Raw genomic sequence first — 12,929 nt, 5'->3', positions numbered from 1 at the left:
TTATTCAGGTAAGGCCATCCGGATGCCGAGGCCGATGAAGGCACAACCTGCAAGGCGGTTCAGATGGACGGAGGCGTTGGCGCGGCGACGGAACCAGGCGCCGACCGTGCCGGAAAACAATGCGATGGCGCTGAAGATGAGGAAGGCCTGGGCAATGAACACCAGGGCCAGCACCAGCATCTGCAGGGCTTCGTGACCGGCTTCGCGCTGCACGAACTGCGGCAGGAAGGCGATGAAGAACAGGGTCACCTTGGGATTGAGCATGTTGGCCAGGACGCTCTGCCAGTAGATGCGACGCAACGGCACGGCGGCCGCAGCCTGCCCTTCTCCGGCCAGCGCGATACCGGCCGAGGCCGAGCGCAAGGTGCGATAGCCGAGGTAACCGAGATAGGCCGCGCCCGCGTATTGCAGGGCGTGATAGGCCGGCGGATAGGCCTTGATCACGGCAGCGAAGCCCAGCACCGCCAGCAGGGTATGGAAGATCAGTCCCGAGCTGAAGCCGGCAGCGGCCACCAGACCCGCCTTGCGGCCCTGGGCGATGCCGCGCGTGAGCACGTAGATGTTGTCCGGGCCGGGGGCCAGGGTCAGCGTCATCGCGGCCAGCAGGAAGAGGAACAAGTTGGGCATGGTGGCGGCTCCCGGATCAGCCTTCGATCAGGGCGAAGGCGTCGCCGATCTCGGCGCCGAACTTGTCCAGGAACATCAGCTGGCGCACCAGTTGGCCGGCGCCGGCGTAGTCGCCCGCGTCCAGCAGCGCTTCGATGCGGCCGATCTCGGCCTTCTTCTCGCTCAGCAGTTCGGTGTTGAGCTGTTCCAGCGCATCGAGGTCCTTGCCGGACTTGGCGTCGTCCAAGGTTTCGCGCCATTCCATCTGCTGCATCAGGAAGGCCGGTGCCATGGCGGTGTTGGATTCGGTCTGCAGGTCCACGCCGTGCAGTTCGCACAGGTAGCGCGCACGCTTCAAGGGATTCTTCAGCGTCTGGTAGGCCTCGTTGGCGCGGGTGGCCCACTGCATGGCCACGCGCTTTTCGGCATCGCTGGCGTGAGCGAACTTGTCCGGGTGGGCCTGGCTCTGTACCTGGTGGTAAGCCTGCTCCAGCGCCTTCTGGTCGATGGCGAAGCGCTGCGGCAACTGGAACAGGTCGTAGTGGTTTTGCATGGCTGAAAAATAAAAAGCCTGTCGGACTGCAACAGGCTTGGCACATCAGGGACGGCAAACGGTGACCGGGTCAGCTCCGCAGGGAGCGATCACGAGGCTGTCACGGTATCGGCTAAGCACTGGCCGCCTCGCGGCTGGGCCGGCGCGACGGCTTGGTTCAGGATCAGAAACTCAGAAGCAGAATCAGATGCAGCGATCAGATGCGGAAGCTTTCGCCACAGCCGCACTCATCCTTCACATTCGGGTTCTGGAACTTGAAACCTTCGTTCAAGCCTTCGCGCGCGAAGTCCAGTTCGGTACCGTCGATGTAGGGCAGGCTCTTGGGATCGACGAAGACACGCACGCCATGCGACTCGAAGACGGTGTCTTCGGACGATTGCTCATCCACGTACTCCAGCTTGTACGCCAGGCCGGAGCAGCCGGTGGTACGTACGCCCAGGCGCAGGCCGATGCCCTTGCCACGACGTTCCATGTACCGGCTGATGTGTTTTGCTGCCTTCTCTGTCAACGTGATTGCCATGATGCTTGCCTTACGAAATCGAAAACCGCGGAGCGGGTAGCTGCTGTCGCAAAAGGCCGATCAGGCGGCCTTCTGTTCCGCGCCGTGCTTGGCCTTGTAGTCCTGCACCGCTGCCTTGATGGCGTCCTCGGCCAGGATCGAGCAGTGGATCTTCACCGGCGGCAGTGCCAGCTCTTCGGCGATCTGGGTGTTCTTGATGGACAGCGCTTCGTCCAGGGTCTTGCCCTTGACCCACTCGGTCACCAGCGACGAGGAGGCGATGGCCGAGCCGCAGCCGTAGGTCTTGAACTTGGCGTCCTGGATCACGCCATCGGCGCCGACCTTGATCTGCAGCTTCATCACGTCGCCGCAGGCCGGAGCGCCGACCATGCCGGTGCCGACCGTGTCGTCGCCCTTTTCGAAGGCGCCGACGTTGCGGGGATTTTCATAGTGATCGAGTACTTTTTCCGAATAAGACATGTTCTTGCTCCCTAGATGATGGTATCGACCATCGCCCCTGCACTGTGCTGTGGTTGCTGGCGATGGCTGGCAGAATCCGTGTTTAGTGGGCTGCCCACTGGATGGTGGACAGGTCCACGCCGTCCTTGTACATGTCCCACAGCGGGGACAGTTCGCGCAGCTTGCCGACCTTGCTCTTGATCAGATCGATGGTGAAATCGATGTCTTCCTCGGTGGTGAAGCGACCGATGGTGAAGCGGATCGAGCTGTGTGCCAGTTCATCGCTGCGACCCAGTGCGCGCAGCACGTAGGACGGTTCCAGGCTGGCCGAGGTGCAGGCCGAACCGGAAGAGACGGCGATATCCTTGATGGCCATGATCAGCGATTCACCTTCCACGTAGTTGAAGCTCACGTTAAGGTTGTGCGGCACGCGGTGTTCCATGTCGCCGTTGATATAGGTCTCTTCGATCTCTTGCAGGCCCTTGGCCAGGCGATCGCGCATGGCGCGGATATGGGCCAGTTCGCTGTCCATCTCTTCACGGGCGATGCGGAAGGCTTCGCCCATGCCCACGATCTGGTGGGTGGCCAGGGTACCGGAGCGCAGGCCACGCTCGTGACCGCCGCCATGCATCTGCGCTTCGATGCGCACACGCGGCTTGCGGCGCACGTACAGGGCACCGATGCCCTTGGGGCCGTAGCTCTTGTGGGCGGAGAAGCTCATCAGGTCGACCTTCCAGTTTTCCAGGTCGATCTTGACCTTGCCGGTAGCCTGGGCGGCATCGCTGTGGAAGATGATGCCCTTGGAGCGGCAGAACTCGCCGATTTCCGGCACCGGCTGAATCACGCCGATTTCGTTGTTGACCAGCATGACCGAGACCAGGATGGTGTCCGGACGCACGGCCGCGGCGATCTGCTCGACGGTGACCAGACCGTTGTCCTGCGGCTGCAGATAGGTGGCTTCGAAGCCCACGCGTTCCAGTTCGCGGAAGGTGTCCAGCACCGCCTTGTGCTCGGTCTTGACGGTGATGATGTGCTTGCCCTTGGACTTGTAGAACTGCGCCGCGCCCTTGATGGCCAGGTTGTTGCTCTCGGTGGCGCCGGAGGTCCAGATGATCTCGCGGGAATCGGCATTGACCAGCTTGGCCACTTCTTCACGCGCCTCTTCCACGGCCTTTTCGGCGGTCCAGCCATACATGTGGCTGCGCGAAGCGGGATTACCGAACTGCTCGCGCAGGTAGGGAATCATCTTGTCGGCCACGCGCGGATCGACCGGGGTGGTCGCCGAGTAGTCCATGTAGATCGGGAAGTGCGGAGCCTTGATGGTCTCCAGCAGGCTTTTTTCCAGGGGTGCGTTCATAGGTCCTTGCTCCAAATCAGGCTGCGGCTTGCGGGCGGTGCATCACCACCACGCTCTGCGAGTCGGCGGCACGATGCTCCGTCGGCTTGGGTTCTTTTTGCTGGTCGACCAGGTCCTGGAGCGATACCGAATCCAGGTACTCGACCATCTTTTCGTTCAGGGTAGACCAGAGGTCATGCGTCATGCAGCGCGTGCCGCCCGGGTGCGCCGCGCTGTGGCAGTTTTCCTTGCCGCCGCACTGGGTCGCATCCAGCGGTTCGTCCACCGCGATGATGATGTCGGCCACCGAGACATCGGCGGCCTTGCGTGCCAAGTTGTAACCACCGCCGGGCCCTCTCACGGACTCGACGATCTGGTGTCGTCGCAACTTGCCGAACAACTGCTCCAGATATGATAGAGAAATTTCCTGGCGCTCGCTGATGGCCGACAACGTGACGGGGCCCTTGCCCTGGCGCAAGGCCAGATCAATCATCGCCGTCACGGCAAAACGACCTTTGGTGGTAAGACGCATGGAGTTCGCTCCAGAAACAAATGAACCGGCGGTGCCGGTTGCCCTGAATTCCCGAATATTTGAGTCAAGTATATCAAACCCGAGTAATTCTGTCAGGTACCGTGCATGCGCAATGTCGGAGCATCCAAGCGACCAGATCAAATTTCCTGCAATTGGGAAGGAAACTTGTCTGACCTCTTGTCGAAATTGGGCTACTCTCTGGGCTACGGCTGGCATCGGCGTCGACCCTCTTGATCCATCTGGTAAGATGGCGCGACAATTTTCTTCTGGCCAGATGCGGACCGCCCACTAAAACACAAGCCGGGTCCGCCAGCGCCGCCCTCCCAAGAAACAGAACGATATGGATGTGAGCGATACCCCCAATCCGCTGCTGCGCCCGCGCCGCAAGCCCCAGAGCCTGTCGCAGGAGGTCGTGGCAGCGTTGTCGGCAATGATCGACAACGGCAGCCTCAAACCCGGCGACAAGCTGCCAACGGAATCCGAAATCATGCAGACCCAGGGTGTCTCCCGCACCGTGGTGCGCGAAGCCATCTCACGCCTGCAGGCGGCCGGCCAGGTGGAGACCCGGCACGGCATCGGTACCTTCGTACTGGAAGCCCGCAAAGGCTCCAACATCAATATCGACCCGGCCACCATCACCACCATGCGCGACCTGCTGGCGCTGCTGGAGCTGCGCATCAGCCTGGAAACCGAAACCGCCGGGCTGGCAGCCGCCCGCCGCAGCGAAGAACAGTTGCAGGAAATCCGCGAGGCGCTGGACCTGTTCCGCGCCAACCAGCAAGCCGGCGGCGATACGGTGGGACCGGACTTCCGCTTCCACTTCGCCATCGCCAATGCCACCGGCAACCGCTACTTCATCGAGATCATCAGCCACCTGGGCATGGGCGTGATCCCGCGCAAGCGCATCAACACCGCCGAACTGGCGCACGACCAGCAGGCCAGCTACCTGGACCGCGTGCAGCGCGAGCATGAAGACATCTTTGAGGCCATCGCCCGTGGCGACGCCGAGGCAGCCCGCGCCGCCATGCGCAATCACCTGACCAACAGCCGCGAGCGCCTGCGCCGGGCACAGCAGGAAGCGGAATCGGGCGCAGCCGGCAACGCCAGCTGAGCCCCGTGTAGTTCATCCCACCGCACGTCCCCACCGCTGGCAAGACAAGCACTGCCAGCGGTCGGCGCCCGCCAGCCCTCCCCCGGCCGCTGCACCATCCTCCGCCCCCTTCCTCACCTCACCTGCAGCGCCTCCTCCCTGGCTCCCCTCCTTAGTCCAACACGTCACAATAAATTGCTGGATTTCTGAAATCTTATGTTGTACGATGACTGATGTCATATGCAGTTTTGATCGGAACCCGGTGTCCGTCCCGCTGACTTGCGCCCGGACCTCCGTTTCCACCCTATTTCCAACTGATTTCCAACGGCGTCGAGCGAAAACATGTCCCAGTACACACCCCAAGACCTCAAACAGATCCTCTCTTCCGGCCTGCTGTCCTTCCCGCTGACCGACTTCGACGAGCAGGGCGATTTCCGCCCCAAGACCTATATCGAGCGCCTGGAATGGCTGGCTCCGTACGGCGCCAGCGCCCTGTTCGCCGCTGGCGGCACGGGTGAATTCTTCTCTCTGGTGCCGGGCGAGTATTCGGACATCATCCGCACCGCCGTGGATACCTGCCGTGGCAAGGTGCCCATCATCGCCGGTGCCGGCGGCTCCACCCGCGCAGCCATCGCCTATGCCCAGGAAGCCGAACGCCTGGGTGCACACGGCATCCTGCTGATGCCGCACTACCTGACCGAAGCCAGCCAGGACGGTATCGCCGCCCACGTGGAAGCGGTCTGCAAATCGGTCAATTTCGGCGTGATCATCTACAACCGCGCCGTCTGCAAGCTCAACGCCGAGACCCTGCAAAAGCTGGCCGACCGCTGCCCGAACCTGATCGGTTTCAAGGACGGCATCGGCGAGATCGAGCCGATGGTGCACATCCGCCGCAAGCTGGGCGACCGCTTCACCTACCTGGGTGGCCTGCCGACGGCCGAAGTGTACGCCGCTGCCTACAAGGCACTGGGCGTGCCGGTCTACTCATCGGCAGTGTTCAACTTCATCCCCAAGACGGCCGTGCAGTTCTACGAAGCCATCGCCAAGGACGACCACGCCACCGTGGGCAAGCTGATCGACGACTTCTTCCTGCCCTACCTGGAAATCCGCAACCGCAAGGCTGGTTACGCGGTCTCCATCGTCAAGGCCGGTGCCAAGATCGTGGGTCACGATGCCGGTCCGGTGCGTACCCCGCTGACCGATTGCACCCCGCAGGAGCATGAAGAGCTGGCTGCGCTGATCAAGAAGCTGGGTCCGCAGTAACGATGTAATGAGCCCGCTTGGGCTCGCATGAGAATCAACAAGACCAAGGGCCGCAGAAATCTGCGGCCCTTTTGCTTGACCGCCCCGCTGACGGGGTGCGTGCACGAAAAAAAACCTCCGGCGCCAGTGCGACGGAGGTTTCCTTCCGCTCAGGTCCGGCCAGGCCGGCATCCTGATGATGGGTTCAGAACTCTTCCCAATCCTGGGCGTCGTCCTTGCCCCGGGCGCTGGCCGATGAGCTCGCCGATGCGCCGGCCGGCTTGGCTGGTTTGGCCGGGGGCAGCTTGGGCGCGGCAGCAGGAGCGGCCTTGGGCGCAACCGGCGCGCTGACCGACGCCATCGCAGGCGCAGCCTTGGGGGCCGGTGCTGCCTTGGGCATGGGGCGCGCCTTGACCGACGCACTGGCGACCTGGTGCGCATCGATCTTGAAGATGCTGACCGCAGCCACCAGGTTGGTGGCCTGCGCCTGCAAGGACTGGGCGGCGGCCGCAGCTTCTTCCACCAGCGCCGCGTTCTGCTGGGTCACCTCGTCCATCTGGGTGATGGCCCGGTTGACCTGCTCGATCCCGGTGCTCTGCTCGCGACTGGCTTCGGCGATCTCGCCCACGATGTCGGTGACGCGCTGCACGCTGGTGACTACCTCGCTCATGGTGGCCCCGGCCTGCTCGACCAGTTGGCTGCCGGCCTCGACCTTGTCCACCGAATCGTCGATGAGGGACTTGATTTCCTTGGCGGCAGCGGCCGAGCGCTGGGCCAGGGAACGCACTTCCGACGCCACCACGGCAAAGCCGCGGCCCTGCTCGCCGGCACGGGCCGCTTCCACCGCTGCGTTGAGCGCCAGGATGTTGGTCTGGAAGGCAATGCCGTCGATCACGCTGATGATGTCCACGATCTTGCGCGAAGATTCGTTGATGGCCTGCATCGTATCCACCACCTGCGATACCACCTCGCCCCCCTTGCTGGCGGTGGAAGAAGCCGAATGCGCCAGCTGGTTGGCCTGCAGGGCATTCTCGGCGTTCTGCTTGACGGTGCCGGTCAATTCCTCCATCGAGGCGGCGGTCTCTTCCAGGGAACTGGCCTGCTGCTCGGTGCGCGAGGACAGGTCCATGTTGCCGGCCGCGATTTCCTTGGCATTGGTGTCGATGCTGTCGGAACTGCTGCGCACGCTCGACACGGTCGTCAGCAGCGCCTGCTGCATGCTGCGGATGGCCGCGAACAGGCGACCGATCTCGTTCTTGCTCTCGACGTCGACCTTGGTGGTCAGGTCGCCATTGGCCACCAGGTCCAGCAGGTGCACGGCGCGATTGAGGGGCGTGAGCACGATGTTGCGCAGCATGAAGTGCACGCCGATGACCAGGAACATGGCACCGATGAGACCGGCCACGACCAGCCATACCACCAGGTTGTATTCACGCTGGCGTTCGGTGGTGGCCTTGTCGTTAAGCTCCATGGCACGCTTCTGGTAGACGTCCAGCGCGGTCGAGAAGCGCGCGCCACCCTTGCTGATGAAGTTGTTGTTCAACTGCGAATAGGCAGCGGCATCACCGCTCCTGAGCACCTCGGTGGCCTTCTTCAGGATCTCGTTCAAGGCCTTGGCCGATTCGATCAATTCGGTCTTGGTGGCAGGATCCTGGCCCTCCAGATCGGGGAGTTTGGCGTAGTCGTCCAGGTATTTGAGACTACGTTCGTAGGTGGTCTGGGCGCTCTTGAAGGCCGCGTCGATCACGGCCTGGTCGCCCTTTTCCATCAAGGTCGAATAGATGCGGGACTGCGCTGCGCGGGTGCGCGTGGTGTCCTTGTAGGCATCATTGATCAACAAGGCGCGCTCGGTGATCTCGTGCACATACTCGGTCGCATGATTGGCCCGGCCCAGGGCAAAGATGCCGACCGCAGCACCGACCACGATCATGCAAGAAAACAGCGCAAGCGCGCTCATCAGGCTGAAGCGAACCGTAAGATTCCGCATTCCCTCTCTCCGCTTAATTTTTGGACAACATTAGAAATGAGACTAGCACCTGACGATACAGCAGCCGCCCCCTCTGCAATCGGACGGCAACCAGACCAAAACCACCCTATTTCCCGGTTAGAGCGGTCAGCAGGCTGTCAGGCGGCATTGTGCAATGGCAACGCGAAGCGCCGCCTGTCCTGGATCAAGCTGCGTGCAAAAGAGACAGAAATTGGCCTTGTCATATGAACATCATGACAAGGCCGGTCGCCCATCAGACGCTGGGCAGAGGTGGCCCGGGGCTGTAAGGGGAAGGATCAGGGCAGGTCGATGATCTCGACCCAGTTGGGGTTGCGGCCCAGGGTATAGCGCAGGACCGGCGTGAGGGCGCCAGTATCGCGGTCGATGGCGTAGCTGGTCAGGCCGGCCTTCTGCCCGACCGCCAGCAGGTAGCGGCCACGCGGGTCGATGTTGAAGCCGCGCGGCTGGGTTTCGGTGGGGATGTTGAGGATGCGGGTGAGCTTGCCGCTGGCGGGATCGACCTTGAAGCCGGTCAGGGTATTGGAGGTGCGCTCGGAAGCATAAAGGAAACGGCCGTCCGGGGTCAGGTGCAGATCGGCCGCGGCCAGTTGCTCGCTGGTCTTGAAGCCCTCGGGCAGGAGCGAGGCGCTGCCCAGCAGGCTGAGCGTGCCGTTCTGACGGTCATAGGCATAGGTACTGACGGTGGCATCAAGCTCATTGGTCGAATAGACGAAACGCTGGTCCCGTGAAAACACGAAATGACGCGGCCCCGCCCCGGCCTGGGTACTGACTGCGGGCGGCGTATTGGCAGTGAGCTTGCCGGTGGCGGCGTCGAAGCGGTATTGGAGGATCACATCGCTGCCCAGGTTGCTGGCGAAGACGTGCGTATTGTCGGGGTCCACCTGTACCGAGTGGGCGTTCTTGCCGGTGGGGATCACGGCCAGCGGCGGGGTCTGCACCACGCCATCGGCACCGATGGCATTGACCGAGATCTTGTTGCCGGAGTACGACGCCGCCAGCAGGTAGCGCCCGGTGCGGTCGGTGGCGATGTTGGCCATGTTGTCGGCCAGCGGCGTCTTGGAGAGCGCCTTGAGCATGCCGCTGGCGGGGTCGATGGCGTAGCTGAGCACCGAGTAAGGCTGGCCGCGCAGGGCGGCATACAGGTATTTGTGATCGGGGCTGATGGCCAGCGGCATGACGGTACTGCCGGTGTCGACCCGGTCGATCAGGTTCACGCTGCCGTCGCCATTGAGGCGCAGCACATAGATGTCCTGGCTGTCGGCATTGGAAACATAGGCCACCGTGGCGGCGCCGGCCTGGGCAGCGGCCAGGCTGAGGACGGAGGTGGCAATCAAGGTGGCAAGGCGGGACGGGGTGGCGGAAGGGTTGGGGGCGCTGTCGTGGCTCATGGTGTCTCCTGTCGATTCATATTGTTGTTCGAAAAACTGAAGCAAAAAAAAGGACCCGCAAGCGGGCCCCAAGGAAGGATCAGGTCACTGGCGCCGGATTGAACAGGGTCAGCGCGTTATGCAGTTTCCACTGCTCGGCCCAGGTGCGCTTCTTGCCGCTGGCCACGTCCAGCATCAGCTGGAACAGTTCCCAGCCCACGTCCTCGATGCTGGCCTCGCCGCTGGCGATGCGGCCGGCATTGACGTCCATCAGGTCGTGCCAGCGCCGCGCCAGGTCGTTGCGGGTGGCGACCTTGATCACCGGCACCGCTGCCAGGCCATAGGGGGTGCCACGGCCGGTGGTGAAGATATGCAAGTTCATGCCGGCGGCCAGCTGCAGCGTGCCGCAGATGAAGTCGGAGGCCGGCGTGGCGGCGTAGATCAAGCCCTTCTGCTGCAGCTTGTCGCCTGGCGCAAGCACGCCCGAGATCGGGCTGGAGCCGGACTTGACGATGGAGCCCATGGCCTTCTCGACGATATTGGCCAGACCGCCCTTCTTGTTGCCGGGGGTGGTATTGGCGCTGCGGTCCACGCCGCCCTGCTTGAGGTAATTGTCGTACCAGTCCATCTCGCGGATCATGGCCTGCGCCACTTCCTCGTTGACCGCGCGCGAGGTCAGCTGGTCGATGCCATCGCGCACCTCGGTCACCTCCGAGAACATCACCGCCGCCCCGGCCCGCACCAGCAGGTCGGTGGCGAAGCCCACGGCGGGGTTGGCGGTCACGCCGGAGAAGGCATCGCTGCCACCGCACTGCACACCCACCACCAGGTCGGAGGCCGGGCAGGTCTCGCGACGACGCTTGTCGAGCTCGGTCAGGCGCGCCTCGGCCATCTTCATGATGGAGTCGATCATGGAGTTGAAGCCCACGTGCTCCGCATCCTGCAGGCAGACCACATAGGGCTCGCCGGCCTTGTGGATGGGGATCATGTTTTCAGGCAGCAGGCGATTGGGCTGAAGCTTTTCGCACCCCAGGCTGACCACCATGGCCTGGCCGCCGAAGTTGGGGTTCAGGCTGATGTTGCGCAGCGTGCGGATGGGGATGCCGGCATTGGGCGCATCGATGGCCACGCCGCAGCCATAGGTATGCTCCAGCGCCACCACATCTTCCACATTCGGATACTTGGGCAACAGTTCGGCGCGGATGCGCTTGACCGCGTGCTCCACCACGCCCGCCACGCATTGCACGGTGGTGGTGATGGCCAGCAGGTTGCGGGTACCGACCGAACCATCGGCATTGCGATAGCCCTCGAAGGTATAGCCTTCCAGCGGCGGCTGCGGCGCCGGCTTCTTGGTGGCGATGGGCAGGTTGTCCAGTTCGCGGGCCGGCGGCATCTGCACCAGCGATTCCTCGATCCAGCTGCCCTTGGGAATATCGCGCACCGCATAGCCGATGGCCACGTCATAGCGCGTGATGGCCTCGCCCTGCTTGAGGTCGCGCAAGGCGATCTTGTGGCCCTGGGGAACGCGGTCGACCAGGGTCAGGCCATCCGGGAAGACGGTGCCGGCCGGCAGGCCGCCGTCGTTGACGACGATGGCGACATTGTCGGTGTCGTTCATCATGATGTAGCGCGGGGTGGTTGCCTGGCTGGCGGCGATATCGTTGCTCATGCTAAGTCCCATACGACAGAATGCTGCGAATCAAATGAAACGGCGGCGCGTCAGGACGACGGCCGCCGGCAAGGTCCTCAGGCGTCCTTCAATTCGACGCGCTTGATTTCCTTGACGATGACAAGATAGCTGATCACGGTAATCAGTGCATTGACACCCACGAACACCAGCGCGCCCGAGAAGGAACCGGTTTCCTTGACGATGTAACCGATGACGATCGGAGTGGTAATGCCGGCCACGTTACCGAACATGTTGAACAATCCACCCGACAAGCCCACGATCTGCTTGGGTGCGGTATCGGCCACCACGGCCCAGCCCAGTGCGCCCACGCCCTTGCCGAAGAAGGCCAGCGCCATGATGCCCACCACCATCCACTGCGCCTCGACATAGTTGCACAGGATCATGGTCATGGACAGCAGCATGCCGCCCACGATGGGGATCTTGCGCGACCAGGTCACCGACATGCCGCTCTTGATCAGGCGGTCCGAGATCAGCCCGCCGACCACGCCGCCGATGAAGCCGCAGACCGCCGGGATCGAGGCCACGAAACCGGCCTTGAGGATGGACATGCCGCGCTCCTGCACCAGATACACCGGGAACCAGGTCAGGAAGAAATAGGTGATCACGTTGATGCAGTACTGACCGATATACACGCCCAGCAGCATGCGGTTGGACAGCAGCTGGCGGATGTAGCCCTTGCCCTTGGTGGAGGGTGCAGCCACCTTGCGGTTGTCCATGTCCACCAGGCCACCGCCGGATTCGATATGCTGCAGCTCGGCCTGGTTGATGCGCGGATGGTCCTTGGGGCTGTAGATGATCTTGCCCCAGATCAGGGCCAGCGCGATGCCGACCACGCCCATCACCGTGAATACGTGGTGCCAGCTATAGGTATGGACGATCCAGGCCATCAGCGGCGTGAACAGCACGGCCGCGAAATACTGCGCCGAGTTGAAGATGGCCGAGGCCGTACCACGTTCCTTGGTCGGGAACCAGGCGGCCACGATACGGCCGTTGGCCGGGAAGGACGGCGCCTCGGCCAGGCCCACCATGAAGCGCAGCAGGAACAGCGACATCACGGCCGCCCCGGTGCTCATCCAGGTCACGCCGGCCTGCAGGAAAGTGAAGACCGACCACAGGCCGATGCTCCACATGTAGATCTTCTTGGAACCGAAACGGTCCAGGAGCCAGCCGCCCGGCAATTGCGCCAGCACATAGGCCCAGCTGAAGGCCGAGAAGATGTAGCCCATCATCACCGGGTCCAGCGACAACTCGGTCTTCATCGCCGAGCCGGCGATGGACAGGTTGGCGCGGTCGGCATAATTGACCGTGGTCACCACGAACAGCAGGAACAGGATCAGGTAACGGATATGGGTGGGCTTGCCCGCCCCGCCGGCCAGGCCGGTGTCATTGCTTTGCGCCAATTGCTTTCTCCAGGTCTCGACTCGCCTTGCAGGACCGGCCCGGTGGGCTCAGACATCCTATGACGTATTGTTGTTGATGGGTATCGATTGAATTGTTATAAGACGTCATACAACAGCACGCGCAGTATAACAGGAAGAAAGCCAACC

12 protein-coding genes are annotated in these 12,929 nt (G+C 62.8%); 2 read left to right on the top strand and 10 right to left on the bottom strand.

What is annotated here, in order from left to right:
- The 6 genes from BTM36_RS12015 to iscR all read right to left on the bottom strand — a co-directional run bounded on the left by BTM36_RS12015 (nucleotide 1) and on the right by iscR (nucleotide 3,985).
- The gene (locus BTM36_RS12015; RefSeq protein WP_077236446.1) at nucleotides 1–627 is read right to left on the bottom strand and encodes a LysE family translocator; all 627 of its coding nucleotides are present in this window, start codon (nucleotides 625–627) and stop codon (nucleotides 1–3) included.
- A gap of 16 nt (nucleotides 628–643) precedes the next feature.
- On the bottom strand, nucleotides 644–1,159 hold the full coding sequence (hscB, locus tag BTM36_RS12010; RefSeq protein ID WP_077236445.1) for a Fe-S protein assembly co-chaperone HscB: 516 nt from the start codon (nucleotides 1,157–1,159) through the stop codon (nucleotides 644–646).
- A 196-nt stretch (nucleotides 1,160–1,355) separates the two neighbouring features.
- Nucleotides 1,356–1,679: an iron-sulfur cluster assembly protein IscA gene (iscA, locus tag BTM36_RS12005; protein WP_006712826.1), complete on the bottom strand. Its 324-nt coding sequence runs from the start codon at nucleotides 1,677–1,679 to the stop codon at nucleotides 1,356–1,358.
- A gap of 60 nt (nucleotides 1,680–1,739) precedes the next feature.
- A complete protein-coding gene (gene iscU / locus BTM36_RS12000; RefSeq protein WP_006712827.1) occupies nucleotides 1,740–2,138 on the bottom strand; it encodes a Fe-S cluster assembly scaffold IscU in 399 nt (132 codons plus the stop codon).
- A gap of 82 nt (nucleotides 2,139–2,220) precedes the next feature.
- Nucleotides 2,221–3,474, bottom strand: coding sequence for an IscS subfamily cysteine desulfurase (locus BTM36_RS11995; protein WP_006712829.1), 1,254 nt, complete (start codon nucleotides 3,472–3,474; stop codon nucleotides 2,221–2,223).
- Nucleotides 3,475–3,490: 16 nt separating this feature from the next.
- The gene (iscR, locus tag BTM36_RS11990; RefSeq protein WP_077236444.1) at nucleotides 3,491–3,985 is read right to left on the bottom strand and encodes a Fe-S cluster assembly transcriptional regulator IscR; all 495 of its coding nucleotides are present in this window, start codon (nucleotides 3,983–3,985) and stop codon (nucleotides 3,491–3,493) included.
- Between the two features lie 340 nt (nucleotides 3,986–4,325).
- Between iscR and BTM36_RS11985 the strand changes: the two genes are divergently transcribed.
- The gene (locus tag BTM36_RS11985) at nucleotides 4,326–5,096 is read left to right on the top strand and encodes a FadR/GntR family transcriptional regulator (RefSeq protein ID WP_006712834.1); all 771 of its coding nucleotides are present in this window, start codon (nucleotides 4,326–4,328) and stop codon (nucleotides 5,094–5,096) included.
- A 321-nt stretch (nucleotides 5,097–5,417) separates the two neighbouring features.
- Nucleotides 5,418–6,338, top strand: a complete 921-nt coding sequence (gene kdgD / locus BTM36_RS11975; RefSeq protein WP_077236442.1) for a 5-dehydro-4-deoxyglucarate dehydratase — start codon at nucleotides 5,418–5,420, stop codon at nucleotides 6,336–6,338.
- A gap of 184 nt (nucleotides 6,339–6,522) precedes the next feature.
- Here the strand turns inward: kdgD and BTM36_RS11970 are convergent, their stop codons facing one another.
- The 4 genes from BTM36_RS11970 to BTM36_RS11955 all read right to left on the bottom strand — a co-directional run bounded on the left by BTM36_RS11970 (nucleotide 6,523) and on the right by BTM36_RS11955 (nucleotide 12,782).
- Nucleotides 6,523–8,304 (bottom strand): methyl-accepting chemotaxis protein, encoded by a 1,782-nt coding sequence (locus BTM36_RS11970; protein ID WP_077236441.1) that lies wholly within the window; start codon nucleotides 8,302–8,304, stop codon nucleotides 6,523–6,525.
- A 296-nt stretch (nucleotides 8,305–8,600) separates the two neighbouring features.
- Nucleotides 8,601–9,713 carry a beta-propeller fold lactonase family protein gene (locus BTM36_RS11965; RefSeq protein WP_168189781.1) on the bottom strand — a complete coding sequence of 371 codons (1,113 nt, stop codon included), beginning with the start codon at nucleotides 9,711–9,713 and terminating at the stop codon, nucleotides 8,601–8,603.
- Between the two features lie 79 nt (nucleotides 9,714–9,792).
- On the bottom strand, nucleotides 9,793–11,361 hold the full coding sequence (gene garD / locus BTM36_RS11960) for a galactarate dehydratase (RefSeq protein WP_077236440.1): 1,569 nt from the start codon (nucleotides 11,359–11,361) through the stop codon (nucleotides 9,793–9,795).
- Nucleotides 11,362–11,438: 77 nt separating this feature from the next.
- Nucleotides 11,439–12,782 (bottom strand): MFS transporter, encoded by a 1,344-nt coding sequence (locus BTM36_RS11955; RefSeq protein WP_077236439.1) that lies wholly within the window; start codon nucleotides 12,780–12,782, stop codon nucleotides 11,439–11,441.
- Nucleotides 12,783–12,929 lie beyond the last annotated feature (147 nt).

The organism is Herbaspirillum sp. VT-16-41 (genome assembly GCF_001994935.1).
Classification (GTDB): Bacteria; Pseudomonadota; Gammaproteobacteria; order Burkholderiales; family Burkholderiaceae_D; genus Herbaspirillum; species Herbaspirillum frisingense.
The sequence above is the reverse complement of the archived record's forward strand: the minus strand, read 5'-3'. Positions and strand labels throughout refer to the sequence as shown.